Here is a 26,163-nt window from a genome sequence, read left to right as displayed (position 1 = left end):
ATCACAACAAAAATTATAAATCAGTCAATATGGAAAATTACCGTATTACAATACCTCTGAATTCACCTGTAGAAAAAGTATTTGGTGCATTGACCAATGATATTCCACTATGGTGGACTGAAATGTTTGAAGGCATTTCTAACAAACAAGGGGAATCATTTACGATTCATTTTGGAGAATCGGTATTTAAACAATTTCGCGTACAGGAACTCGAACCTAACACAAAAGCCGTATGGTACGTAGAGGACTCACTGTTAGATATTCCGAGTCTAGAAAACAAGAAAGAATGGATCGGTACAACCATTATTTGGGAAATCATCAAAAAAAATAATGATACTGAACTACAGCTGACACATATGGGATTACAACCCGATGTTGAATGCTATCAGATCTGCTCGGATGGCTGGAGACAATTTACAGCAAGCTTAAAATCATATGTTGAAACAGGTGTAGGAACTCCTTACCTGAATTCGCATGAAGCCACAACAGAAATAACCCAATAATCTGGGTTATTTCCTTGGAATAAACAGACGCAAATCCTTCCTTCAAAACCTAGGCTCACTTGCTTAATTTTTTATTGTCAAAAATCACGCATACATTTTAGAGCGTCCTTTGAGTTATTTTGCTGGTATCAGGAAATTTACACCTGTTTGAAAAGCAATCCCACCAAATCTATTTTCGGTCACGAAATTCTGCATTACTCGTGCCATTACACCGATTCTATGAGGTACCTACTAATACGATCCGAATGCCCCTATTCCCGAATTCTGGTCAGAAAGAAAACTTCTTTCTGTTCCCTTATCATCGGATATCTGTTTGGAATAATTGCCAAATAACCCGACTTCATCACCTCGAGAATTAAGTAGATACGAACCACCTAAATCAAACGTAAGATCACATCCTTCTTTAAAGTCAGAATGGATTGAAGACGATCTTCAATCACGGCGAATTAAGTAATAACTATTTAAAAAGTATTTAGATAATATTTCACCAGCTAGATGTAATATTTCACATGGCATAGCTGTCTTAAAGCAAAATCTATTTTATAAAATCGTGGGACAAAGATTTTCAAGCGTAAACATTACAGTTGACATTGATACAATAAAACTATTTACTTAACTAAAACCTCCAATGAAACTATTATTTAACCTTCTTCTTTTCATGCTGCTGACCACCTGTGTAATCGCGCAGACAACTTCGACGACATGGCATAAATTCCTCTCAGACTTTAAGAAGTTAGAACAGGAATATAATAATTATTACCCGGCAAAGGATTATCGAAAAGCAGCCACAGTATTAAATGCCATTGCGGCCAAAATGGACAACTTACAGCTATCTGAAAAAGAAAAGCAGGAATATCAAACTACGATAAGTGAAATTAATGCGAATATAAACTACAACCTTGCTTGTTTACAATCATTACTCAATCAAAAAAAACAAGCTGTTTCAAGTTTTGAAAAGGCGATTTTGTGGGGATATACCGACTATCGTAATGCTTTAAATGATCATGATCTAGATAATATTCGTAAGGAAAGTAAATTTGTAAAAGCATTGGTCCAACTGAAGCAATACGATAAATTAACTCTGTTGCAGCAATCAGGAGGATACGTTTCAACGGATAGTGACTCTTTGCCGATATTTACCTATGAGGTAGCGAGCGATCGTAATTTATTAGCGGTAAAAAATTTTTTCAACCTGGACTCGATAGCTGGTAATGGCGACGAAATTTCCAAAATCAGTAATATCATGTTTTTCGTGGCAAATAACATTAAATATGACGGCAGCAATTGGGCGTTATGTGAATTTGACGCAATTGATTTTTACAACTACCACAAGGCAACGGGAAAAGGTATCAACTGTCGGCACAAAGCGATGACGTTAAATGAAATGTACCTCGCTATGGGATTTAAGTCACGCTATGTTACATGCATGCCAAAAGACGACAAAGATACTGATTGCCATGTGATCAATAGCGTATATGCTGAGACTCTAAAAAAATGGCTGTGGATGGATCCTTCCCATGGTACATTTGTGATGGACGACAACAACAATTTACTGAGCATTGAAGAAGTTAGGGAGCATTTAAAAAATAATCAATCGCTCAAGCTTAACGCAGAGTCCAAAGTAAGTAAACTTTGGTACCTGGATTATTATATGGCAAAGAATTTATACTGGATTCAATGTACGAATAAAAGCCAGTTTAACACAGAAAGTAGATATAGACCTGCCGACCCTGATCTGCAGTACATTTCTTTAGTTCCTAGCGGGTTTGACAAAAGCAGTAACAAATATTTAAAAAACAACGTGATTACGTGTGATCCTACCTACTTCTGGAGATCTCCGCAATAAATAACAATACAATAAAAATAGCGTTGGCATGCAGCCAACGCTATTTAAAATTGCTGGATAAAACCTGAATTCAAAATTTCCAAAGTCCCTACCAAAGCAAAGGCATACAGCTAAACCTTAAAACGGGATAGTAACGACTTTTGATTTATACTGACCTTTTGCGGTTTATTTACGATATTAAAGTGTCCACGTAATCACAACTAATCAAGCTAAAGGTAAGATCTAGCTACATTTGAAACAAAACCTTTACATTCGGCCAAAGAGAATTTGGTGGCAAATCGCTATGATCTCGCTATTCCTAGCTGCTTTTTAGTGTTGTATACCAACGATATCGACCATTTAGTCTGATCTTAATTTTCTCGGGCTTGGTAGAGCGAATAGCATAATGAATCAGTCTGCCATCTTTCCACTTCATATCGACGGTATAGTTCCCTCTCGCCTTAAGCCCCTTAACTTCACCACTTTTCCAAGCGTCTGGTAAAGCAGGCAACAAATCGATACAACCATCATGGCTCTGCAGAAGCATTTCTGCAATACCCGCTGTAGCACCGAAATTACCATCTATTTGAAATGGAGGGTGCGCAGAAAATAGATTGGGATAGACGCCACCACCACCGCCCATATTATTTGGATCAGCCACCGGTTTTAACATTTCTCTGATTAGTTTAAAGGCCCTATTACCCTCATGTAACCTTGCCCAAAACAGTGTCTTATAGGCAATGGACCAACTTGTGCTATTATCGCCTCTAACCTCGAGTGTTTTCTTTGCGGCTGCCGCTAGTTGCGGTGTTGATAAAGGTGAAATCAATGGCGCTGGATATAAGCCATACAAATGAGAAACGTGGCGATGTGTCGGCTCAATTTCCTTATAGTCTTCCAGCCATTCCTGTATACGCCCATCTTTACTAATCACTCCAGCTGGAGGTATTGCAGTTAACAAACGCACCAAATCTTGTCTAAACTCAGCATCAATCTTTAACTTTTCGGACGCTGTGATTACATTATTAAACAGCTCCCGCACAATCTGATTATCAATTGTTGGCCCCATACAGATACTAGCTGTTTTTCCATTCGCCATATAGAACGTATTCTCTGGAGAAACGGATGGAGAAGTCACCATCCAGCCCGTTTTGGGATCCTTCACTAATACATTTTTGTAAAATTCGGCAGAGCCCTTCAGCACGGGATAGATGTCTTTTAGATAGTTTAAATCATTTGTAAAAGCAAAATGAGCCCATAAATTACTACATAACCAGCCTGAACCCGCATTTGATACTCCCCATGAAGCGTTCTCGCCGGGCTCCGTAAATCCCCACACATTGGTAATTACATGTGCAATCCAGCCGTTTGCATTATAGTACGCTTTCGCGGTTTTCTTTCCCGGTTCAACGAGACCTTTCACAAGTTCGGCAAGCGGTAGATTTAGCTCAGAGAGATTGACAACCTCCAGTGGCCAATGATTCATCTGCACATTGACATCCAAATGATAATCCCCATTCCACGGGGTATTAATCTCCTGTGCCCATAAGCCCTGCAAATTGGGCGGCAACAAACCAACTCGTGTGCTACTTATACTGAGATATCTTCCATATTGAAAAAATAAGGTAGCAAGCGATGGGTCATCATTGAACTTGTGATAAAAATTGGCTATTCGGCGATCAGTAGGCAAATCTGCCCCCACTCCTTCGCCAAGATCAATATAGGCACGATGAAAGAGCTTTCTAAAGGCAGCTGTATGATTGCGTTTTTGTTGATCATAACTTTTTGCCATTGCCGTAGCCAATAGCTGACTCGTCTTTTCTTTGAAAGCAGAACCTTTGAAATCAGTTCCGGCTGAAAGATAAATCAAAGCTTCTGTAGCATCTTCAATAACAAGGTTACTATCTTGTGGGCGGACAGTTCCATCCTTCAACTTGACCTGCACACGAGCCAAATACTGCATACCTTTACCATCCGAACCATTGTTAAGCTGACCGGACATCTGCAATTCATTGCCGAAGGTCCTAACCTGATAACGCTCTGGCCGATTCATTGCAATCCGAAAGTTCAGTTGTCCCGGCTTATCGGCGGTCAACCTGATCACATCGACATCATCGTCAAAACTACTAAAGTATTCTCTTTTGTAATTGACACCATTACGCGTAAATGTACAGTTTGCAACGGCTTGATCCAACAATAGTTCGCGACGGTAATGTTCTACTTTTTGCTTACCTTGAGGATCCCCCTTATAGGCAAAGTCAATTTCCAAAGCACCCATTGTTTGAAATTTCCCCCATCTTTCCCCTGCCGAACCTTCTCCTTTACAGACAAAATTGCTGTTTACTAGAGCCTGTGCTTCATCATTTTTACCTTGCAAAATAAGCGCTCTGATCGCAGGAAGAGTTTTATACGCTTCATAATTATTTGCGTCCTGGGGACTACCAGACCATAAAGTGATGTCGTTCAATACAATCCTTTCCTTTAAAATTCCACCATCTGGTGTCATCCCCAAACGGCCATTGCCTAACGGCAACGTCGCTTCCCAAATCTCAGCTGGCTTATCATACCACAACTTCAAAGGCTTTTGCTGGGCCGATACGGCTGTAAATGCGAAGCAGCACGCATAAATTGCAGTTAAAAATTTCTTCACGATAAATATGTGGTTTCGAATACCATTTGCCCAAATAAATGAGTTAATCTCCATAAACCTTAAATTCATAAATATTTGCAATGGTCTTATCGGACTCTGGTAAAAGTGTTAATCTCATCCATCTGGCTTTAGCATTGCCTTGATCCACGGAACAAGGGATCGATATCTTACCATTATTGGTTTTATCCGCAAAAATTGACCAATTTACATTGTCGGCAGAATATTCAATTTTATATTTTACGCCCTTATCTACAAAATCTGTAAACGTCTCACATCGCTTTATCTTCTTTAAGGCCCCGAGGTCCACGACAAGGTGTTGCGCAGTACCATCAGCTTTTGGGCTCCATTTGGAAAGACTATTTCCGTCAAACGCGCCGATAAAGCTATGTCCTATGGGATCAACTGGCGAGGTTGCCGGCATCCATGCTGACAGCAATTTTCCCGATGCTGGGGTATAATTGAGCACAAGATTGTCGAACCCAGCAAAATTAAAGCCTGATACATAACCTGCAGCACCAATAGAATACGTATCGTCCTGAAGATCCACAACAAGCCGCCCATCGATATAACCTTTGATCGTGTTTCCTTTTCCGCTGAATTTAAGTTTATGCCACTTGCTCGCATCCACAATACCACTTGCCAGTGTCGCTTTCTTGGTCAATAGCTTCCATGTGCCATCTTTATAGATGTTGAAACGATAGCCGAAAGGTATGTTTGATTGATTGGCTTTGTCATAGGCTCCTCTCAAAATTAATCCAGCATACCCCACTCCATTAAAGGCATCATTTTCTACATAAACATCGGAAGAAATCTCACCCTGATCCCATTCTGCATTCTGCGCGACAAAGGTATATGCACACTCATCCGGAATCCAGTGGGTGATATCATTTACCAGTAATTGCCGTAAATATTTATTGTTGCCTTCGCCCTGTACCAATTCAAAGGCCCCCGAATTGTCATAAAAATATTGAGGTGAAAGTGGTGCCCGATCTAAAGCGTAGTTATCAAAATTATCTGCATATTTAGTTGGGAAAATTTTCTCTTTAGGAATGCTGTGCATGCCCTTTTTTTGGCCTGTCGTCGTTGTGATCGTATAAATACATTCCGGATCAACAGACAGTGTAATCTGTCCATCTACAACTGTCACATCTTCTACTTGTTGGAATTGGCTTTTACTATCCGACTTCCATACGTGTAATTTGTTTTTTGGAAGATCGGAAATATTAAATTTTAATTGCTGAGCTTCTGAACCGCTGACGATCACAATACTATAATCATTACTACCATCCATATTTTTATAGGTACAGTATGCACCATCGCCACTCAATTCACCGCAGCCACTATCCAAATATTTCCATCCAGGTTTGGCAAACTGATTGAAATGAGCAACGGCCCAAATCGTGGGCCACACTTCATAATACCCTGCCCAAGGCATCACTCCTTTCATCAAGCCAACATTCGAAAAACAGGAGATATCGGGCATGGAAGCAATTGGGCACCACATATTCACTTTGACAATTTTCCATTTGATGTAACATCTTAAGATATTCTTTGCCAAATATGTCGTATTTCTCCAAGATGCTCCAGGTAATGAAAAGTCCTCGCCTGACCACAATGGCAACTCAGTTAAAACCGAGTTTGGATTTGGCTCCTCACCCCGATTTCCCCACATATAGGAATCGGGATAATGATAGCTGATCGAAGATAGGGTGTTTCTGAATACGGAATCTTTAACCAGCAAATCACTGATTTCCCATGCCTTCCCTGCACCTTCCGGTGCATTGATCTTTATATCCTTAAAACCATTTCTATCAAGGCTGGGTCTTAGAACATTGACTATCCAATCTCGATTATAGTCGCGTTCATTCCAACACCCCGAAATATACTTCATTTTAAGCCCCCATTGCTTAGCTCCATCGATGAATTTGACCAGGTAATCGGCATTATCCTGCGACCATACCCCTTTAAACCAGCCCGGCATACTCCATTCTAATGCATCAAGCTCAATACTTGGATTTCTATTAACAGCTTCACGCATTAACCAATATTCGAATCCGCGTTTATAATGCGGTTTCTCCATTTCCGCTCTTGTTCGGGCAAAACTCGGTTCCGATCCACAGGTGGTATTGCCATCACCCCCAATTTCGGTCTTCAGGTAGGTAAAACCAGCGCCAAAATTTGGCTTAAAAAGATAATCTAAAATATCACTTCTGGATTTGTCCGCATAATCTATCAATAGCCTTGATGAAGATCCCGCGCTCACCGCACCTATTCCATCAAAAAGTCTTCCAGTTCCATTTCCATCTATTTTAATCGTTTTTGATGCGGTCGCATTCGTTTGTCCTACTGCAGCGCTGACCGCAAGAGCGAAATAAAGTGTTGTAATCGTGTTCTTAAACATACATTTTTTTAATAAAATCGTTATTATTTATCCATTTTATCGCTAGTCCATACACCGAGTTCTCCCATGGTGATAAATGAACCATTGCCCCAAGTTTCTAAAACTTTGATCCGGAGATATCTCACTTTGGAAGAACCTTGTGGTAATTCAAATTCCTCACCGGCTTTTGCATATTCAATATCTCCAGCTGTTGATTCCTCGCCTGGCAAACCGGAAGGTTTTAAAGATTTACATTCGGCTAATTTTTTCCAGCTTCCCCAAGATCCGTCCAAAGCAGGATTATTACTTCCCCATATTTCAAAACGTTTAATGCTTTCAGCTCTAAAAATCCGATCTGAGGCTTGCCAGGTTTTAAATTTGCTAATGGAAACAGATTCGCCCATATCAAAAGTAAACCACGGCGAGTTACTGTATGTAGAGGCAAACCCTGGTGTTCCATAATTTTCATCCCATAGAAAACGTAAAAGCCACCCCCAATTGTCCGTGACATCTGTTGGCAAAACAAGTTCTTTGAATTTCGACTTATCGAGTTGCCGCTCAAACAGTGGAATACTTGATTCCATCGGGTCTACAGTAAATTCATCTATTGCATGAGGTTCAGGGAGATAAATGGACCTGTAGGAAAGCTTAGACTGTTCTTTATATCCTGGTAGTTCCGTCGTTGTACTTCCCCCAGGAACAATAGTGGTTTTGGCCAAGCCGTTTTCATCTATATATTTGAGTTCAATGAATTTTTCACCGTCTAGTGCTGCATTCCAATTTACAATAAGGCGATTCCCATCTGGAGAAAAACCGATTGATTTAACCGTACGATTGGACAAGGCCCGTTGATAATTATCACCGTAGACCATACCATTAACTTTCTTCACAATTGATTTTGCATTTTTAGCGTTGTAAGTATATACATCAAAAGAATAGGCTCCCTGAGGAATATTATCGAACATAAAATCAACGACATGCTTTCCAGTAGTCTTTACAACATTTGCTTCTACCGAATCAGTATAATTTTTCCAATACACCTTTACCTTGGTGACCAGAGGATCGTTACCGAGGTGAACCCGCAATTGGATCCGATTTTTTCCACCATTGGCCTCTACAGTATCCGCGCGACCAGGGTAGTAAATTTCACCATCTTTTGTAATTTCCTTATACGCATCTTCTCTGGTGCACGAGGTCATAATTATTCCCGCCGAGATGAAGAAAAAGCAGATTATATATTTTACCATTTTCATATTTTCACTTTAAGTTAGCATTGCATCGACTAAGGATTTGAATTGCCAAATAGGGCCAGTTCGGTAAAGTTCACATATACACCATCGGACCAATTCCGTAATGTTTTAAATCGGATATACCTTACAGCTGGAGCATCGATTGGGATATTAACCGTTTCGCCCTCGAGCGCTGCCTCAATATCAGCATTGGAATTTTGTTTCGGAGGCAAACCTGAAGGCTTAATCTGCTCATGTTCAGCCAATAAAACCCAATTTGTAAAACTACCATCAGGGCTAGGGTTATTAGAACCCCATATCTCCACTTTTCTTGGATTGTGTAAGTCATAAAACCATCCTGGTCGCATAAACCAAACTAAACGGCTCAACTTAGCAGTTTGTCCGATATCGAATGTAAACCACTGTGGCATTTTTACAGGATCAATTGTATGGTAAGCATGATTGTTACTCACGTCACCATCAAAAAGATACTCCACCTCATTGCCTGGATAATTTTTTGCATCAGTACCATTAATATTCAGTCCCTTCATTTTTGTTCGATCCAGTCTCTCCTCAAAGATCGGTGTTAAGGTCACATATGTTGTATCCGAAAGGTTACCCCAACGGTCTCGTACCATCAGTCCAAATCGAGTTTGCACTGAAGGAAGGCCTCTTGGACCAAAACTTCCTTTTTTTGCTTTGGTGCTCAGTGTCTTCACGGGCACAAAATTGCCGAGTTTATCATTTGTTAAAACAACAATAGCGACATCCGATTCGGTATCATTCTGATAGGCAACATCAATTCCACCAAATGCCTTACTAGCGAGGAGCTTTTCTTTTACAAGCTCAAAAGGTGGTGTTTTGGGTTGTACTTTTACCACCAATGGTACAGATACATTCTCACTTTTATCCACGGCATATAGTCTAGCTTCATAAACATCGGTATCAGCGAAACCTTCAAGGACCACACTGTCCAGGTATCTACTCACTTTCGTCGTACGGACCACACCTTGCTTCGTTGTATATTCGGCCTTTATGTAAAGCAGATCATCGTCAGTTGGTAAGCTATATGTTATTTTAGCCCCACCATTTAAATTTTCAACTTCGACGTTGCTAACAGGCCCTGGGGCTTGCTTATCGCTTTTATCCATTGTGCCCACCTCAGTTTTCCGACAGGCTCCAATCGCTCCCACGATTAGCAGTCCCGCAAATAACACAAATATTATTCGTTTCATTTTTTTCTCATTGATTAGTCGTTCATACTAAATTTTGCTGTGGTTTAGATTACCAACCTCCATTTTGAACCAAGTTTGGATTGACTAAAATACTGTAGTCTTTGATCGGCCAAAAATAATCCCTTGGGCTATTGAAACTTTGATTAAACAATAAAACCCTACGATTATAATCCGTATAGCTTGTCTGGATCACATCCCAACCATAAATCGGTTGGTTCAGGAATTCACCTGCTTTTTTCCAGCGTCTCAGATCCCAGAATCGGCTTCCCTCAAAAGCCATTTCAATTAAACGCTCTTGATATATAATCTCCCGTAAACCATTCTTATCGTTATATTTATTAGGATTTTTAGCGAAGTTGATCCAGGAAGATTCGACAGTCTTTAATCCTGCACGATCCCTAATTAGGTTGACATATTCCAGCGCAAGTGCTTTGTTGTCCGTTTCATTTAATGCCTCAGCATAAAGCAGATATAGATCTCCCAGTCGCACAACAGGCCAAGGATAACGCTCTACAGTGATGTTGGTCGCACTTGCAACCATTTTCCAATTTACCAGTTTCTTCGTATAATAGCCCGTTACCGAATAGATCCGACTTTGCTTTTTCCCCGAATGCTGCCCAGATTTGGCTTGGATATTGAAATTCCCATTTTCCATATACCATTTGGAACCATCGAAAGCCATATCAGCGTAAAAACGGGGCTCTCTGTCAAAATGCAGCCCTACCGACTGATAACCATTTTGTATACCTAAATCGGCCGAGGTCGCTGTCCTTAATTGAAATCTATTGGCATAATCCCAGGTTTTATCTTCTGTAATAGGCACACCATTTTCTGTATAGAACAGCTCAGCCATTTTCATAGTAGGTGCCAACTGCCCCTTTAAGCCAGAATTAGGAACATTCGGATCCAACTGTGGACTTGCATAGAGCTGTAACGTCCAAGTATCATCGGGCTTTGTGGTCGTTCCCCAAATCAATTCCGAATTCCACTTTTCACATACAGCATTGCGGATGCTCATTTCCGTTTTTGTAAAATCATCTACTGAATTTGTTGGTGAAGTAAAACGATATAAATCGATACCAGCATTTTTTGCTGCCAAAATAGCGAGTTTACAAGCCTCTGCTGCTCTTTCCCATTTTTTCTGATCGTAAGTCGGATTAAATAAAGCTGTGCCGTCCGGGTTCTTTAAACTAACAAAGTCTGTATTTCCATTAAACAAAGGACTTGCCGCTGTCACAAGTAGCCTAGCTTTTATGGCTAATGCAATAGGTTTGGTAATTCTCCCAAGCTCGGTAGCCTGATTCAAAATCTTATCGGGCAATCCGACATTTGCCTCTCCCCCAACAGCCTCATCCAATAGATTGACAATATAGTTGACCACGGCATCTACAGGCTGTCGGCTTACTTGGACCTCTTCAGGGCTGGCATATATTGGCAAGTTTTTATCAACAATGGGTATCGGCCCATACATCCGGAATAGATACCAGTGAAAATAGGCTTTCAAAAATTTAGCTTCAGCAATCCAACGGCTTTTGATATAAGGTTCCACATCTTTAACGCGATCAATATTTTCAAGAAATATATTACAGTTTCGAATCCCATTCCACATAGACCGCCCATCAAAACCATCCCAATAGTTCAATTCCGGTTCATCTTTGTTTTGTAGCCCCCGAGCAATATTATAAGGGGACAAACTGGAATAATCCTCTCCTGTCGGCATGGGCCAATAAATCCACAGCTCATCTCCCGTATTCAAACCGGCGTTCATTTCAGGATGGCCTTCTCTGGGTAAACCATCATAACAGGTAAATAAGAACTTTTCTGCTTCATTACGGTTGGAAAAAGCATGATCTATGGTGGAGACATTATCAGGGACAACATCCAAAAAATTCTTTTTACAGGAGTTCATCATCAAGAGCAGCAATACTGCTGAAAAAGTCAAATGAATCGCATATCTTTTCATATTAAATTTCTTTTTTTGTTAGAACTGGACATTTAGACCAAAATTGTATACTTTTTGAAGTGGATATCTTAGACCATTGCCGCCCATTTCGGGATCCCAAAGATCAAAACTACTCTTCACGAAGAGGTTGCTCGCATTTAAATAGAGCCTAATTGGCCCCACGCCCATCTTGTCAAGCATCTTGCTCGACAAATTGTAACCCAACTCAACGGTCTTTAATCTCAAAAATGCGCCATTACGCATCCACCAGCTGGAAGGCTTGAGGTTATTTTGGTTTAGCGTTGGACTCAAACGAGGCCAAAAGGCATAGATGTTGCCATTTTCCTCAGACCAGTGATCGTCAGCAATAGCCTGCAAGAGTCCATGCTGATAGGGACCATTCATCACAAAAGGACTTGTTTTATCGGGATCAATCCAAAAAGAGGATCTCGCTGAACCCTGAAAAAATCCACTAAGATCGAATTTCTTATAACCCACTGACAAGCCAAAACCATAAATAATTTCAGGCACTGTAGGTAAACCTAGGGGTACATAGTCTAAGGAGGAGATTATGCCATCACCGTTGATATCCCGATATTTGATATCCCCTCCCATAACTTCACCAAAGCTCTGCACTGGAGAGTTTTTCACCTCCTCATTATCGACGAACAGTCTTTCCGCAATCAAACCATAATACTGGTTAAGTGAATGGCCGATTTTGGACAAATAGGATAAATTGGCTGGATAATTAGGCTCCTCATTCACCAGCAATTTGCTCTTTGCATAGGTAAACGTTCCCCTGGCTTGTATCCACATGTCTCCAAAATTCTTATTGTAATCTACCGAAAGGTCGACACCCTTCCCTTCTGCCTCGCCTACATTGGCCTGTATAGGAGCAGATAGTCCCATTGTCGTAGGAATAAATGTTCGATTCATTAGGATATTATTTCGACGTGTTTTGTATGCATCTACAATAATATTCACACTATTAAATAGATTCAGATCCATTCCCAAATTGACCGTTGTGGCCTGTTCCCAAGTGATCGTTTCATTGGCATATCTCGAAATTGACACCCCATCTTTGCTATAGATATAATTTGTACCAAAGGCCGATCCATGTCCGCCATCCCTCAAATTGACTTTTGACAGGTAAAAGAAACGATCATCTGTGTTACCGATCTGATCGTTACCGATCAATCCGTAGGTTGCTCTAAATTTTAGTTTTGTTATTGTCTCTCTTAGTGGCTTGAAAAATTCTTCATTCGAGGCATTCCAAGCTACACCTATGGATGGGAAAAAACCATAACGGTGATTTTTTGCAAAACGTTCGGAGCCATTCAGCCCAAAATTTGCTTCGAGTAAATACTTGTTGTCATAACCATACGTAAATCGCCCCGATAAACCTTGATTTCGAAAAGGAAGAGAAGCCTGAAGATCATCGGCATTACCGGTAAGATAACTCCGCAGCTGAGTCACCAACAATCCTCCGACACTGTGCTTTTCGGAGAAAACTCGGCTATAATTTACTGCGGCTTCCATATAGCCAACTGTATTTGAAACTTTGCTCCCTTTATTATAATCCAGGTACTCTGTTGCATTTTTCTCATTTAGCAGTTCTAACGTATATTTATCTTCATCGGCATCAATTGCATTGGCCCGATAATAGAATGGGTTGTATCTTCGGCTTAAATCAAAATAAGAATAGCGTTGTGTATAAGCCATTAACCTTGCATTGAGACCCGGAGTGATGAAGTTGAAATCTTGTTTGACTTCCAACTGTACATTTAATGTTGACCGATTGTACTGTTGAAATCCGGAGACCATTTCCGCATAGGGGTTAAAATATAGGGCCTCTCCTCTTTCACTAATTTTAGCATTTCCAAATAACGGATGCTGTGCATAGGGCATATCGGATGCCGGAAAAATAGCGGGAAAATTGACGGGATTTGCAGCAATAGCCCCCTGAAAAATATTGCCACCACCGCCTATCGGTCCTTGATAATCATCAAAACTGCCCGAAGTTCGTACAATTCCCTCTGTCGTCGGCGTTAGCTTAACATTCACATTTGAACGGATTTGATAGCTCTTCAAGTTGATATTGTTATCGAATTTATTTCCGTGTTCTGATTTTAACACGCCATTATCCACGTTATAAGTTCCAGCAATATAAAATTGTGCATTTTTCCCACCACCATTCATATTCATGTTGAATCGTTGATTGAGTGTATAATCTTTTATCAACAGGCCTATCCAGTCATTATTCGGATACAACAAGGGGTTATTACCAGCTATTGTACGGTCAATTTTATTTTGGCTATACGGCAGTTCTCCTATACGATCCCTGGTCAATACGGACTCATTTGCTAGCTTCATGTACGTAATATTGTCAGCTAACTTGAAATTCTGTGTATTCGAAGAAAGGGAATTTTCTACTCGGACATTAAATTTTGTTTTCCCGGAAATACCTGATTTAGTAGTAACCAATACCACACCATTTGCGCCCCTTGCGCCATACAGCGAAGATGCAGCGGCATCTTTTAATACGGAGAAACCTGAGATATCATCCGGTTGCAATCTTGCTAGAGCGTCTGAAGTAGATTCCATTCCATCAATCAAAATCAAAGGATCTACTTTTCCGCTTCCAAATGTAGTGATCCCACGAATAAAGAACTGCGCATTGTCAGCTCCTGGTTCACCACTTCGCTGAAAAGCCACTACCCCAGACAATCTCCCTGCGAGCATTGTTGTAAGGTTACTTGTAGGTCCCTTTAATTCTTTTGGGTTGATTGTTGTAATGGAACTGACCATGCTCTCCTTTTTCTGCTGACCATAAGCAACAACAACAACCTCATCCAGTTCACTTTTATCGACCACAAGCTGAACATCAATTTGCTGAAGCCCGTCAATCTGAACTTCCTTTTTTCCATAACCAACAATAGAGAAAATAAGAACCCCTTTGGGATTTGATACTTTAATGCTATAATTACCATCACCATCAGTTGTAGTACCATTACTTGTACCTTTTTCAACGACAGAAACACCCAATAGCTTTTTGCCGTCTTCCCCGGAGACAAAGCCTTTGATCAAATTTTGGCTGGCTCGATTCGCCCTTTTCTTGGAGATAACAATCATTCGTTCTTCAATCTCATAGTCGAGCCCCAGGTTCTCTGTAACTGCGGTTAAAGCCTCATCAAGTGTAGCATCTTTCAATCTAAAATTGCTCCTTTTTAAAGGACTGATCAAATCGATATTATAGAACATATCGTAGCCAGACTGTCTCTTGACCTCTTTCAGCAGGGACTCGACAGTCGCATTTTTCAGATCCAAATTAATACGTTGGCCATAGCCTTCCACAAATGCTGAAATCGAACATAAAAATGTTATTACAAATGTTAGCTTCATTATGATTAGATGCTTGTGAGAACATATTACAGTCCACGATAAGCGATGTAATAAACAATACAAATGCTTGTATTGAACTTTTAAATTCATACTTTTGTGATGTTAGGTTAGTTAGAAAAATTTTGTATTACCCTAATGTTCGCCGACGGTATGCCAGTACTGTCGGCTTTTTTGTTTAGTTTGTTTTCTTCATCTATTTTTCGAATTTTAATGTTGTCCCCGTTCTGTTAATCTTGATATTCGCTGTTCGTGCGATAACACTTAGTGCTCTGTCTAGGTCATAATTTCTTGGTATAGTTCCACTAAACGTAAGTGCAGGAAGGGTTTCGAGATCCACCTCAATGTTATACCACCTGGCAAAATCCTTCATAATTTCTCCTAATGTGGCATTATCATAAATAAATACACCATTTTTCCAACCTAATACCTGCTCCTCATTTCCAGTCTTATCCTGTTTTAATACCTTGGATTTCTTATCCAGGACTATTTGTTCTCCTGGCTGTAGGATATATTCCTTTTGAGGTGATGTTCCTATTAGATTTTGCACGGAAACTTTGCCGTGAAATAGCGTGGTTTTGGTAGTTTGTTCGTTTTCATAATTGTTGACATTGAACTTGGTCCCGTACACTTTAATACGTTGATCTATTGTTTTAACTATAAATGGCTTTTGTTTATTGGTCTCAATATCAAAAAATCCTTCCCCTTGAAGTTCAACCTCCCGTTGATTTGCGGTGTAACGTAGCGGGAATTTAAGCTGGGAGTCGGAATTTAGGGCCACAACACTTCCGTCCGTAAGATATATTCGCGACTGCTTGCCTTTTGCCGTTCTAATAGTCTGGTAAATAGTTGTAGCATCCATATTTGAGAGGCTATCCAATACGTTAACATGGATATCTCCTAAACTATCCTGTAGGATGATAGTGCCATGCTGTCTCAATATTTCCACATTCGAAGTACCATCCAGCGCGATTTCCTCACCACTACTGGTTATCAAGGTATTGTAGGAATTTGTCATGGCAATTTGAGCAGCCTCATCATCCCTTTTTATATACCATATCGTTGAAATTGTACAGATAACTAGAGCCGCGGCAGCTATTGGAATCCATCCAAGTAACTTCCTACCGGGCTTCCTTCGATTCTGATAAAAATATTCTTGTTCAAAGTATTCGTCCATCCGTTGGATGGTTTTCTTTGCATGGTCATCTAACGCAATATCCTCTTCGTTTTCCAAACTATCCAAAATCACTTCCTTGAATAATTTTGCATGCTCCTTTTGTCGCATGTAATGCATCAACAAATGAATTTCTTCGTCTGTGCACTCTCCCGCCAGATATCTTTTATATAAGCTTATTATTTGGTTTTCTTCCACAGTAATTGGTCTTTCTTTTATACTATATACGTAAGCAAAAAAAAAATCAACTATGCCAAATAAAAAAAATTAGATTATTTATATCGCTGCAGCTAGTGCCTATGCATATGTTCACGATTACACGAAATCTACGGAAAAACGCGCCATCCCCGTTAGTAACGCCAACCCGGACTAACGGCGCATCTGGGAATACAATGACAGGCAGATTTAAGCCCTGTCGATCAACAAAAGATATCGCTGAGACAATTCTTAAAAATAAAACATCGAATGATACTCTGCGATCAAAGTCATCAGGAGAAAATAACAGTTCCAATTCCAATGCGACTTGATAATACCGGTCGCTTTTACGATATGATTATTGATTGTCGCCGTTGAAATATTTAAAAGTTTGGATACCTCATCATAGCTACGGCCTTCAAGCTTACAGAGAACATACACTTCCCGGCATCGTTCGGGAACAAAATCCAGAATATCATTTAGGTATTTCTCCATTTCTCTATACGAAAGGCTTTCATCGATATCATTCGCACGTTTACCCTTGGAAAGGATCATCAGCTGTTCGCACTTCACTTCATCTGAAGCAATTTTTCTAAAATAGTCGTAAACTGTGCGCTGTGCAATTGAATAGAGATAAGATTTGAAATTTTTCGAAACATCGATCTGTGCCCTATTCTGCCAGACTTTAACAAATACATCCTGAACGATATCCTGAGCAAACTCCACAGAACGAACCTGCTTTAATATCCGCCCGAACAACTGCGCCCTATGATTATAATAGAATGTTTCAAATGCCTTTTGATTTCCTTCAGCCAATTGTAGGAGCAATATCATGTTGTCCTCTAGATTCATAATTCTTTTTCTTTCGAAGTTCAATAATCCTTGGTTTTTCAATTGCTTTATCGTGTACATGAAGGTAGATTACACTTTCAATACACCCGCTTTTCTAGGTACTTGACGCATTAATGTAGCAGCAAAATTTCATTGGCCACTTGACAATCGCCTGACAATTGATATTTAAACAAAAGAAATAATATAATTTAAATCGGAAATGTATAAAACACCTAAAAACATGTAAAATATTACGATGTAACCGATATGCCGGTTTAATAGAAAGGTCAATATCCAGAAAGATTATCGATTCTCTAATGATGAGTTCAACGATGGCTTCTACCTCCCCCTTAGAGAGAAAGATAGTGTAGGACGGGTTTTACAAAATCCAGCAATAGCCAACTGTCCCATAGCTAGCAACAGATGCGATAAAAATAGTCCGGTGGCCGCGCCGGCTAGGCCACCTATTATTTTCTATGAACTATTTATACAATTTTTGAAAAGATAGCTCATCCGATTCTTTTGGAAAAATCAGTTTGATCCGTAAAATACTCAAGCCCTATAATCAATATCATGGTGCTACCGTTATTTATTTTCTGTATTAATGATAGCAAATCCCACTGTCCTGTAACATACAAATAGGTTGCATAATAAAAGATGAATAAACATAATATGCAATAATATTTAAAAAAGTGAGTTTAGATTTGAGCACGTATACGGTAATACATACCACACATGAATAAAACAGATTAGTTGAAATAGCCAACATCAAATCATGAAAGGGTGTAATTATAAAAAATGTAAAGGGCATAGTAAGTACTCCAACATACTTTATGAAATTTGACGCTGTTGTATTAGGAATTTTTTTTGATATATGAACAAAAAATACAGCACAGCTTATGGAATAGAAAAACATACCTATAAATGCCCAGTATTTAGCGGTGTTTTCGGCTCCATTTAATGCTTTTTCTCCAAATAAGTTACTAAAAAAATTCTTTGACCAATCAAATCCAATCGATGATTCATTCTGGTACGTTCCACCCGGATAAACCGAAATTGCAATGTACATAAAAATCAATGCAATGATCATCCCTATCAACACAAAATACCGTTTTAATAAATTCATTTACAGAGTATTAATAATTTGTTATATTGGGCTTCAATTTTCTAGCGCCAGTTTACCAATGGCATACGTTTTATTTTAAGAGCAAATTCACTTATTTTTCATAAGGAAACCTTAATCGCATATTCATTGAAAGGTATAAATCAAATTCCCATACAATACAGTCTTTCTCTAAACGGCAACCCGTGCCTTGAATTATGATCAAAGGTTCTTAAAAGCTGAAACATTTGTTCCAGAATACTTTTTGAAAAACCGGCTAAAATGGGCAGGACTTTCAAAACCAAGTTCGTAGGCTATTTCCTTCGCTGACTTCTCGGTATAATGGAGGTACCTTTTAGCCTCAAGAATTATTCGGTTACGGATAAGAACAGATGGCGCTGACTGTTTCAACAGACCAAATACATTGCTCAGTGTTTTTGGTGATTTGTTGAGTGCAGCGGCATAGAACCTGACTTCATGTTCCTCTTTAAAGTTACATTCCAGTAGCAATGCAAACTTTCTCACAATATCCATTTTTTCGTCGGGAAATAGCTGATAGCTTTCACTTTGGAGCTTTGCAATTCTTGTGGTATTGATAATAACTCTCTTAAGAAGGGTGCGCAGCATTTCACCCTGAAAATTATCTTTTACCATCATCTCATTGGAAAACACATTCTCCAGATGAGACATTTCTTCGACAGCAGTATCATTTAATACAATGAACATTGGATGTCGAATACCATAGAACAGAAAACCAACACAACCGACCTCAGCATCGTGGTCAACGATACAATAGAACTCCCTATTAAACTGCCAGGCAGTCAGCGCATCGGGCTGCTCAAATACAAAATGCTGATTGGAAACCAAAGGAAGTATACACCTTGATGGCATCGTATAGCTAATCTCATCGATCGTCACTTTCTGTTCGCCGCCCTTGTTGTAGATAAATGTGTTGATAGGCAGAGAACCCGCACTACGAAGTCCCCTACCTGAAAACTGGTTGTTGTCACTATGCATCACAAACCGTGCTGCGGTCACGTTATCATTATACTCCCTAATCATGTTGTCGTTTACTTACAGCATTTCAATTCGCATAAATTTAATCATTTTCTTAAGAGTCTACTATCCAAAAACTAGAAATTTAAAGGTCTTCTTTAATGCTGCTTGCAGCTGCAAGCAGCAGATTGGAGGACAATCTCTGTTTAAAATTGGGATTGATAAATTCGAAGTGTATGGTTCCCATTTGATCGACTATAAAAACTGATGGCACTGGAAGCAATAACTCGCTGTCCTTACCTCCAGTTGTTTTCGGAAGCATCTCCCAATAGTCTTTTGGAGCTTTATATGCAATCCCCATTTGTTTCGACAGCGCAAGATCTGAATCCGATAAAAGTGTATAGCTTAATTTTTCTTTTGCTGCAGCTTCCATTAGTCCTTCAGATTCGTCTGTGCTTATGGCAATCAACTGATACCCCATTTCTTCCAATCCTAAAAAGGCCTCTTGTAAGCCCGAAAGTTGTCTGATACAATAAGGACACCAGCCACCGCGGTAGAAAACCAAAATGGTCGGTTTTTGGGAAATCGCCCTATTGAGATCAAATCCTTTACCGGAAACGTCAAACAATACGGCCATCGGTATTTTTTCTCCACACAATAGCGGGCTGATGTCTTCCGGATTTTGCGGAATATGATAAGGGGATTGCTTCATTTCGATTTTATGTATCACGCCGTCAGCTTTACTCATGCGAGACGGCTCTTGCGCATTGGCTATGCCTGCGATGCACGTCGTGAATAACAGCAACGCAATAAACGCAGCTAATTTTGTTTTTATATAATTTTTCATTTTACAACACATTTACTACTTATTAAACTGAATCTATACTTTGTGTCCATGGAAACTCAATCGATACTTTAGCCCTGCATGTAATAGGTTGCTGATTGTCCTGTCTCCAGTAAGGACAATAATATCCATGAGATTTTCGTACGTATAACCGGACTCAAAAATTAGTTGATTGTTACTTTAATCATGCTGGAAATTGATGGCAGTGTGGTGAACCCATTTGGATTAGGCACTTCTATAACAGGTTTACGTTCTGTCGCAGGAGTGCCGCCTAATCCTGCTTGCTCATTGCCGGCTCCGGGAAACTGATTAATCGCTGTCCCATTGTCAAACAATCCGATTGAATAGGATACATCTCCTTTTACTGTTGCATCAATTCCATTACCTTTTGTGGCAAAGAACCAATCGTTGGAAAGCCCGTACATGCTTGCAATGGCAATTCGGTCTCCACTTGCTACACTTAACTGCTGCGAAACGCTACTTCCCGCCTGCGCTCCGATTTTAGGAAGTAATACAGTTGAGCTAGCCGCCGGAAGGATATAAACAGCTTTTACACCTGCGAGTGTTTTAAGATAAGTCGCCAGGCCTGATGCATCACCTTTTTGCGCTAATTCTTTCAGTCCTTTTCCACGGTCATTTTCACCGGTTTTATATATCGGGTTTTCGATACCTTTATACAACACCACCAAAACCGGAGATAATGGTGTAAAAATACCTGTTTGTGTATTGATATAATTTCCTAAAACGCTATTGTCTCCCATTTCCGCAATATTTGTCATTCCATTTGCACTTGGTTTTCCTGCCTCAAATAATGGATTAGAATTTATCAGCTTGCCTCCTGCGATATATGAAATCGCCCAAACTCCGGGACTGAAGGGAGTCGGATTGCTCGTATCGCCAGAGGTATTAGTGATTATAAGTGTAAAATTGGAATCCCCTTCATAATGAAGTGTTGCCTTCATTAAGGTAGAAGCTGCAGCATAAGTATTGCCCTGTGCATCGGTTCCATTTACTTCGCTAATAGCTTTTGGAGCAGTTTCTGTGGTTCCCGGGTGCATTACAGCTGCGCCTGGTTTCTGATTGATACGAGTACCATTATCCCATAATTTGATCTGTACCGAAACATCGCCCTCAACCGGAGTTCCATTGTCCTGATACAGCTTTATGCCAGGATTTTCGGGGGCAAAAAACAAGTCATTCGACGAACCATACATCGTTGCAAAGCTAAGCGCTTGTCCTTTGGCTGCAGAAAACTTAATTGAAATTGCTTCACCAGGCATAATCACTGGCGAAGCACCATTGTTTTTAAAACGACCAGACTCGACCAATGGTTTCGAATCCAATACATTTTCTATCGTGATGGTCGTTTCCGACATCGATGGCATAGCATCATTTTTTTTGCAAGCGGTAATTAGCGAGGGGAATGCTGCTATAGCCCACAAAATTGAATGTTTATATTTCATAATGAATTCTTTTTAAATTACATTACAAATGTAAATTTCATCAGAGGAGCTGCAGGTATCTGGATTTCCCGCTGTGTTGCCGATATTTCCCGATGGAATAGTTTATAGGGAAGTAGGTGTTGGACTGTATTGATAGTACAAGAGGACTGATCCGCCAGAAAAAGGCTTTGTTTTTAACAATTTAAAAACTTTTCTATCGATTATATTTTCAAAAAGTGAAAGCCCCTGTCCTACAACAACTGGATAAATGCACAGTTGAAATTCGTCGATCAAATTGAGATTCAACAACTGTACAATTAAACTTCGACTCCCAACCAAAATATCCCTACCGGATTGCTGTTTCAATTTCAATAATTCATCTTTAAGTATACCATCGGCCAATTTTGCACTTGCCCAGTCTATATTTTTCAGGCTATTTGAAAAAACAACTTTTGGAATTTTATCGATAGCCAATGCAAAGTCATCCATTGATTTTTCACCTGAGGGACTTTTCACAAAAGGCCGCCAATATTCCATAAGCTGATAGGTAATCCTACCATACAAAATGACATCAGCGTTATTTAATAGATGCGTATAATGAAGATGTATTTCCTCATCGGGAATGCCTGCTGTATGATCACAAAACCCGTCAAGGGTCATATTGAATGCTGCAATTACTTTTCTCATATCCTTACGATAAGCTTCTTTTACACCATAAATCTAACATTTTATATATTGAAAAGACTTTGCATACGACAAGAAATAAAACTGATGTACTATTTTACATTTTTCACCATCAAGATTATTATTTTAATTCTTATTTTCACAAGCGCAACAGGAAGCAAAATCCGTTACCCCTGCTGTAGGATCAATGCTTTCGCAGGTGCAGTGGCGTCTGTTAGTGTAGTAGTAAAGAAATATACTTAGCAATGCTCAGAAAGTTTCTGGATCTGAGATACACGTTTAGAAAAGAACATATGAAAAAAATCGTGTTATTAAACACAATGTTTATTCCATTAATCGGATGGGCTCAATTACAGCCAGTTTTTAAGCATAAAGTAGATTCTATTTATGATAAAAATAAGGATGCAATCGGGATTATTGTTCATGTAGAAGCACCGAAACACAATATTTCCTGGAGTTATGCAAGAGGAGTAGCAGATACCAGCACGAACCAAGCGCTGGAAGACCAACAGCCTGTTTTGATTGCTAGCAACACAAAACCTTATGTTGCTGCAGCAATGCTAAGATTGGTAGAAAAAGGTGAATTTTCTATTGATCAACCGATTGCCAATTTATTATCAAAAAAAACACGTCACCTATTTGAAAGCGATGGCTATAATCTAGCGGGAATTACTATAAAGAACTTGCTGTCGCATACTTCGGGAATTCAAGATTATGTAGATGAAGCTTATTTTGAATTCGTCAATCAGCATCCTAAATATAAATGGAAAAAAGACGAGCAGATCAGAAGATCCATCGATATCGGGAGCCCTCAGCCTGTCGGTGAAATATTTAGTTACGCTGATATTAATTATTTGCTCCTCACCGAGATTATTGAGCAAAAAACGCATCTGCCATTTTATACAGCTATTCGAAATTTACTGAAATACAAAGAATTAAATCTTACAAAGACATGGTTTATAAACTTAGAGCATTATCCTGAAAGCACCTTGCCACTCGCCCATCAATACGCTAACAAATACAACTGGGACTCTTATGCTATTGATCCTTCCTGGGATCTGTACGGAGGCGGCGGAATCGCAGCAACAGCCAAAGAATCAGCCTTATTTTTTCAATACCTATTTGACGGAAAAATTATCCAGGATAAACAACTTCTGAAAGCGATGCATACCTACGTTTTGCCGCCAGATAAATCCAAATATTGTTTGGGAATTTATCATTTTGACATGGGATTCAACGCTTACTATCATGGGGGTTGGTGGGGAACAGATGTGATCTATTCGCCGGAGTCTGATGCGACTATCACTGTCTTTACATTGCAAAAAGGATTTCAGCACGTCATCAATCCATTTATCGGAAAAGAATTTCAAAAGCTATTGATTGCAAAATCAGCAATAAAATAATAGTTGGCTTTGCTGCATTACTATGGAAAGTTTAAACTTCGATTGCCAACCAGAATCATGTATTTTATTAGGTAAGCACTAGAAAGGCTGTCGCTTACGATATTGAATAAAGTACACAATTACATTTAGCAAAACAATAATGGCTGCCATTATAGCCGCTGCATATACAGTGCTATTAACTAATTTATTAGCAGCTGAAATAGCTATTAAAGCCCATACGGCGACAAGTCCAAATACCGGCAAATGACGTTGCCAGATCATCAATAAGTGAAGGATTAATGCAATTGCAAACATGATAATAGCCCACATGGTAGCTGATAATCCAAAGCCGTCCCAGCCTATCTTCGTCAGATAGGCTGCAATATTGGCTATCAAAGCGACAGAAATCCACCCTGCATAAAGTTGAAAAGGGATCTTAAGAAATATACGCTTGCTGCGTGCAGCATGAAACGCAATAGTTTGTGTATGGTAAATTATCGTTAATAGCGAGACAAAAAGTAAGACCATCAATAAAATAGTTAAAAAGGTATAGTCATACAACCAGGTAATGACCCATAGACTATTTGCTAGAGAAGAAATCAAGAACCACCATCCGACTTTTAAAACTACTTTATCTTTTTCATTTGTCTGTCTGACAAAAGGACCAAAATAAATTACAAATCCAAACAACCCCAAATAAATGAGACCCCATATGGAAAAGGCATATCCCGCAGGTGTAAATAGATTTTGATATTTAGCAGAAATTGTTGCCATGGTCTCCCCATTAAAAATCCCCGTATTGGATAGGTAATTAATGATCACCGTGATGACCAAAGCAACTCCATTGCTTATTTGATAAAATTTCTTCATTGTAGACTACTTCTTTCTTTTCGGTCACGTGAACTGCAATAGATTCGTTACCACTAATTCTGAGTTTGATTAAATAATTTTTCTAAAACCTGATAACGGTAATCAAAGATTCGCTCCAACTTCCTTTTAACAAAAATTCCATGCGCAATTGTGCCTAGAATCCCCAAAGGCAATTCATAATCAACCCTGTCTTTCATGAGCACCCCATTTTCATTTGGAATAAATTCATGAAAATGATTCCAATAGGCATAAGGTCCTTTTAGTTGGAAATCAGTAAAACTTTTATTCTTTTCCACCTGCGTTATTTGGGTCTTCCACTTCAGCGGAAACCGAAGAATCGGAGATACCAAATAATCGATGATCATTCCTTCAAAAATTTCTTGTTGATCACAGTCTGAGGTGACTACAAAACCCATATCTTTTGGAGTAATTTCTGAAAGATTCATGGGTGAGGAAAAAAATGCCCATGCGGTATCCATATCGCAGGTCAATTGCTGTTCTCTATATAATTTGTACCTCATCTGACTTGAGCTAACTTTATTGCTTGCCAATATAACAATATTAATGCAATTTAGTTTATTATTACACCATAAAATACCTTACGAGGTACTGAATAGGCGATATAAAGAATATTTTTACACAAATACATTGTTTAAATTGAAGCTAGCTTTTAAAGCATACTTTTTATCAATGGCTATTTAGCAGCAATATCCTTTTCCAATGCTTTTACGAGCGCCTTTGTATAACTTTTAGAAAAATCTGCTAAGCTGGAAGGGTTGATCGTTTCAGACTGTACACTCCAAAGCAGTTGTTCGGAGCTAACATCATATAGATTGCTTTCCAGATAGTACATTTTATCCGTCGTGTAATAACCAGGATCGTATGCAATGGGGTACCAATGGGAGTAATAGCTCCAAAAATTACCATACCAACCAAATCTCGGATAAGGCATATAAGGCCCATTTCCCGGTACATATCGGGTCTCGCTGGCTTTGTCGATCAGGGTAACAGTGAAAATGGCATCTGCACTCAAACTGTGTACTGCTTTCATTACTAAATCTTTGTTTTGACTTTCGTCTTTGGTAAACGTCCGTTTAAAAACGTCGCTGCTTTTAATAGCCTTGTAGCCATGCATGGAAGCTGCTTCTGCCAAATTGGATTCAATGACCTCCTTTGCTTTAGCGTGGTTTGTCATTGCAATAATGAATATTGTTTGGTATTGTTTGGGAGTAAGGTCTCTATTTTTATAGATATCTGTTATCCTTGTTGAAGTGCTACAAGCCAACAACAATAAGCTTGAGACAATTGCGATTAAAAATGACTTCGATTTCATATGTTTTAAAAATTAGTGTCGTTTAAATTGTTGAAGAGCGTCTTTTCCGAGGGATGGTAAAATTACACCAGTAAATAGAATTATAATGGACAGTTTAATAGAACATCCTATCTAACCTTTTGTTAAACAACACTTTTACAACAACAT

18 protein-coding genes are annotated in these 26,163 nt (G+C 39.3%); 3 read left to right on the top strand and 15 right to left on the bottom strand.

Annotation, left to right across the window (positions count from 1 at the left end; translation table 11 throughout):
• Positions 1 to 29 precede the first annotated feature (29 nt).
• Positions 30 to 503, top strand: coding sequence for an SRPBCC family protein (locus tag AAW12_RS07465; protein WP_156167574.1), 474 nt, complete (start codon positions 30 to 32; stop codon positions 501 to 503).
• A 628-nt stretch (positions 504 to 1,131) separates the two neighbouring features.
• Positions 1,132 to 2,349: a transglutaminase-like domain-containing protein gene (locus tag AAW12_RS07460; RefSeq protein WP_046672979.1), complete on the top strand. Its 1,218-nt coding sequence runs from the start codon at positions 1,132 to 1,134 to the stop codon at positions 2,347 to 2,349.
• 298 nt (positions 2,350 to 2,647) lie between these two features.
• On the opposite strand, the gene AAW12_RS07455 is transcribed toward AAW12_RS07460, so the two are convergent.
• The 12 genes from AAW12_RS07455 to AAW12_RS07395 all read right to left on the bottom strand — a co-directional run bounded on the left by AAW12_RS07455 (position 2,648) and on the right by AAW12_RS07395 (position 22,434).
• Positions 2,648 to 5,032 carry a glycosyl hydrolase family 95 catalytic domain-containing protein gene (locus AAW12_RS07455; protein ID WP_084823104.1) on the bottom strand — a complete coding sequence of 795 codons (2,385 nt, stop codon included), beginning with the start codon at positions 5,030 to 5,032 and terminating at the stop codon, positions 2,648 to 2,650.
• Positions 5,022 to 7,379, bottom strand: a complete 2,358-nt coding sequence (locus AAW12_RS07450; protein WP_046672978.1) for a discoidin domain-containing protein — start codon at positions 7,377 to 7,379, stop codon at positions 5,022 to 5,024. Before AAW12_RS07450 ends, AAW12_RS07455 begins: the two co-directional genes overlap by 11 nt.
• Before the next feature lie 23 nt (positions 7,380 to 7,402).
• A complete protein-coding gene (locus tag AAW12_RS25370) occupies positions 7,403 to 8,605 on the bottom strand; it encodes a DUF4998 domain-containing protein (protein WP_197083996.1) in 1,203 nt (400 codons plus the stop codon).
• 35 nt (positions 8,606 to 8,640) lie between these two features.
• Positions 8,641 to 9,822 (bottom strand): DUF5000 domain-containing lipoprotein, encoded by a 1,182-nt coding sequence (locus tag AAW12_RS07440; RefSeq protein WP_046672977.1) that lies wholly within the window; start codon positions 9,820 to 9,822, stop codon positions 8,641 to 8,643.
• 49 nt (positions 9,823 to 9,871) lie between these two features.
• Positions 9,872 to 11,785, bottom strand: coding sequence for a RagB/SusD family nutrient uptake outer membrane protein (locus AAW12_RS07435; RefSeq protein ID WP_046672976.1), 1,914 nt, complete (start codon positions 11,783 to 11,785; stop codon positions 9,872 to 9,874).
• An 18-nt stretch (positions 11,786 to 11,803) separates the two neighbouring features.
• The gene (locus tag AAW12_RS07430; protein ID WP_084823102.1) at positions 11,804 to 15,166 is read right to left on the bottom strand and encodes a TonB-dependent receptor; all 3,363 of its coding nucleotides are present in this window, start codon (positions 15,164 to 15,166) and stop codon (positions 11,804 to 11,806) included.
• 193 nt (positions 15,167 to 15,359) lie between these two features.
• A complete protein-coding gene (locus AAW12_RS25365) occupies positions 15,360 to 16,535 on the bottom strand; it encodes a FecR family protein (RefSeq protein ID WP_156167573.1) in 1,176 nt (391 codons plus the stop codon).
• Positions 16,536 to 16,784: 249 nt separating this feature from the next.
• Positions 16,785 to 17,384: an RNA polymerase sigma factor gene (locus tag AAW12_RS07420; RefSeq protein WP_197083994.1), complete on the bottom strand. Its 600-nt coding sequence runs from the start codon at positions 17,382 to 17,384 to the stop codon at positions 16,785 to 16,787.
• A 1,303-nt stretch (positions 17,385 to 18,687) separates the two neighbouring features.
• Positions 18,688 to 19,527, bottom strand: coding sequence for an AraC family transcriptional regulator (locus AAW12_RS07410; RefSeq protein ID WP_046672973.1), 840 nt, complete (start codon positions 19,525 to 19,527; stop codon positions 18,688 to 18,690).
• A 79-nt stretch (positions 19,528 to 19,606) separates the two neighbouring features.
• On the bottom strand, positions 19,607 to 20,308 hold the full coding sequence (locus AAW12_RS07405; RefSeq protein ID WP_046672972.1) for a peroxiredoxin-like family protein: 702 nt from the start codon (positions 20,306 to 20,308) through the stop codon (positions 19,607 to 19,609).
• Between the two features lie 161 nt (positions 20,309 to 20,469).
• Positions 20,470 to 21,768 (bottom strand): spondin domain-containing protein, encoded by a 1,299-nt coding sequence (locus AAW12_RS07400; protein WP_046672971.1) that lies wholly within the window; start codon positions 21,766 to 21,768, stop codon positions 20,470 to 20,472.
• 102 nt (positions 21,769 to 21,870) lie between these two features.
• Positions 21,871 to 22,434, bottom strand: coding sequence for a dihydrofolate reductase family protein (locus AAW12_RS07395; protein WP_046672970.1), 564 nt, complete (start codon positions 22,432 to 22,434; stop codon positions 21,871 to 21,873).
• 290 nt (positions 22,435 to 22,724) lie between these two features.
• On the opposite strand from AAW12_RS07395, the gene AAW12_RS25360 reads away from it, so the two are divergent.
• Positions 22,725 to 23,834: a serine hydrolase domain-containing protein gene (locus AAW12_RS25360; RefSeq protein WP_053003563.1), complete on the top strand. Its 1,110-nt coding sequence runs from the start codon at positions 22,725 to 22,727 to the stop codon at positions 23,832 to 23,834.
• Between the two features lie 78 nt (positions 23,835 to 23,912).
• Here AAW12_RS25360 and AAW12_RS07385 read toward each other — a convergent pair whose 3' ends face one another.
• From AAW12_RS07385 to AAW12_RS07375, 3 genes are all read right to left on the bottom strand, one after another.
• On the bottom strand, positions 23,913 to 24,683 hold the full coding sequence (locus AAW12_RS07385) for a hypothetical protein (protein WP_046672969.1): 771 nt from the start codon (positions 24,681 to 24,683) through the stop codon (positions 23,913 to 23,915).
• Positions 24,684 to 24,736: 53 nt separating this feature from the next.
• On the bottom strand, positions 24,737 to 25,204 hold the full coding sequence (locus AAW12_RS07380) for an SRPBCC family protein (protein WP_046672968.1): 468 nt from the start codon (positions 25,202 to 25,204) through the stop codon (positions 24,737 to 24,739).
• A 173-nt stretch (positions 25,205 to 25,377) separates the two neighbouring features.
• Complete coding sequence (locus AAW12_RS07375) at positions 25,378 to 26,016, bottom strand: hypothetical protein (protein WP_046672967.1); 639 nt, start codon at positions 26,014 to 26,016, stop codon at positions 25,378 to 25,380.
• Between the last annotated feature and the right edge of the window lie 147 nt (positions 26,017 to 26,163).

The sequence above is a fragment of the Sphingobacterium sp. Ag1 genome, assembly GCF_000988325.1.
In the GTDB taxonomy this organism is placed as follows: domain Bacteria; phylum Bacteroidota; class Bacteroidia; order Sphingobacteriales; family Sphingobacteriaceae; genus Sphingobacterium.
The sequence above is the reverse complement of the archived record's forward strand: the minus strand, read 5'-3'. Positions and strand labels throughout refer to the sequence as shown.

Coding starts and splice junctions, on each gene's coding strand:
- AAW12_RS07385 (WP_046672969.1), bottom strand. CDS start 24,683: ATGAAGAAATTTTATCAAATAAGCAATGGAGTTGCTTTGGTCATCACG.
- AAW12_RS07410 (WP_046672973.1), bottom strand. CDS start 19,527: ATGATTAGGGAGTATAATGATAACGTGACCGCAGCACGGTTTGTGATG.
- AAW12_RS07420 (WP_197083994.1), bottom strand. CDS start 17,384: ATGAATCTAGAGGACAACATGATATTGCTCCTACAATTGGCTGAAGGA.
- AAW12_RS07455 (WP_084823104.1), bottom strand. CDS start 5,032: ATGGAGATTAACTCATTTATTTGGGCAAATGGTATTCGAAACCACATA.
- AAW12_RS25370 (WP_197083996.1), bottom strand. CDS start 8,605: ATGGTAAAATATATAATCTGCTTTTTCTTCATCTCGGCGGGAATAATT.
- AAW12_RS07395 (WP_046672970.1), bottom strand. CDS start 22,434: ATGAGAAAAGTAATTGCAGCATTCAATATGACCCTTGACGGGTTTTGT.
- AAW12_RS07405 (WP_046672972.1), bottom strand. CDS start 20,308: ATGAAAAATTATATAAAAACAAAATTAGCTGCGTTTATTGCGTTGCTG.
- AAW12_RS07430 (WP_084823102.1), bottom strand. CDS start 15,166: ATGAAGCTAACATTTGTAATAACATTTTTATGTTCGATTTCAGCATTT.
- AAW12_RS07465 (WP_156167574.1), top strand. CDS start 30: ATGGAAAATTACCGTATTACAATACCTCTGAATTCACCTGTAGAAAAA.
- AAW12_RS07380 (WP_046672968.1), bottom strand. CDS start 25,204: ATGAGGTACAAATTATATAGAGAACAGCAATTGACCTGCGATATGGAT.
- AAW12_RS25360 (WP_053003563.1), top strand. CDS start 22,725: ATGAAAAAAATCGTGTTATTAAACACAATGTTTATTCCATTAATCGGA.
- AAW12_RS07450 (WP_046672978.1), bottom strand. CDS start 7,379: ATGTTTAAGAACACGATTACAACACTTTATTTCGCTCTTGCGGTCAGC.
- AAW12_RS07435 (WP_046672976.1), bottom strand. CDS start 11,785: ATGAAAAGATATGCGATTCATTTGACTTTTTCAGCAGTATTGCTGCTC.
- AAW12_RS07440 (WP_046672977.1), bottom strand. CDS start 9,822: ATGAAACGAATAATATTTGTGTTATTTGCGGGACTGCTAATCGTGGGA.
- AAW12_RS07400 (WP_046672971.1), bottom strand. CDS start 21,768: ATGAAATATAAACATTCAATTTTGTGGGCTATAGCAGCATTCCCCTCG.
- AAW12_RS07460 (WP_046672979.1), top strand. CDS start 1,132: ATGAAACTATTATTTAACCTTCTTCTTTTCATGCTGCTGACCACCTGT.
- AAW12_RS07375 (WP_046672967.1), bottom strand. CDS start 26,016: ATGAAATCGAAGTCATTTTTAATCGCAATTGTCTCAAGCTTATTGTTG.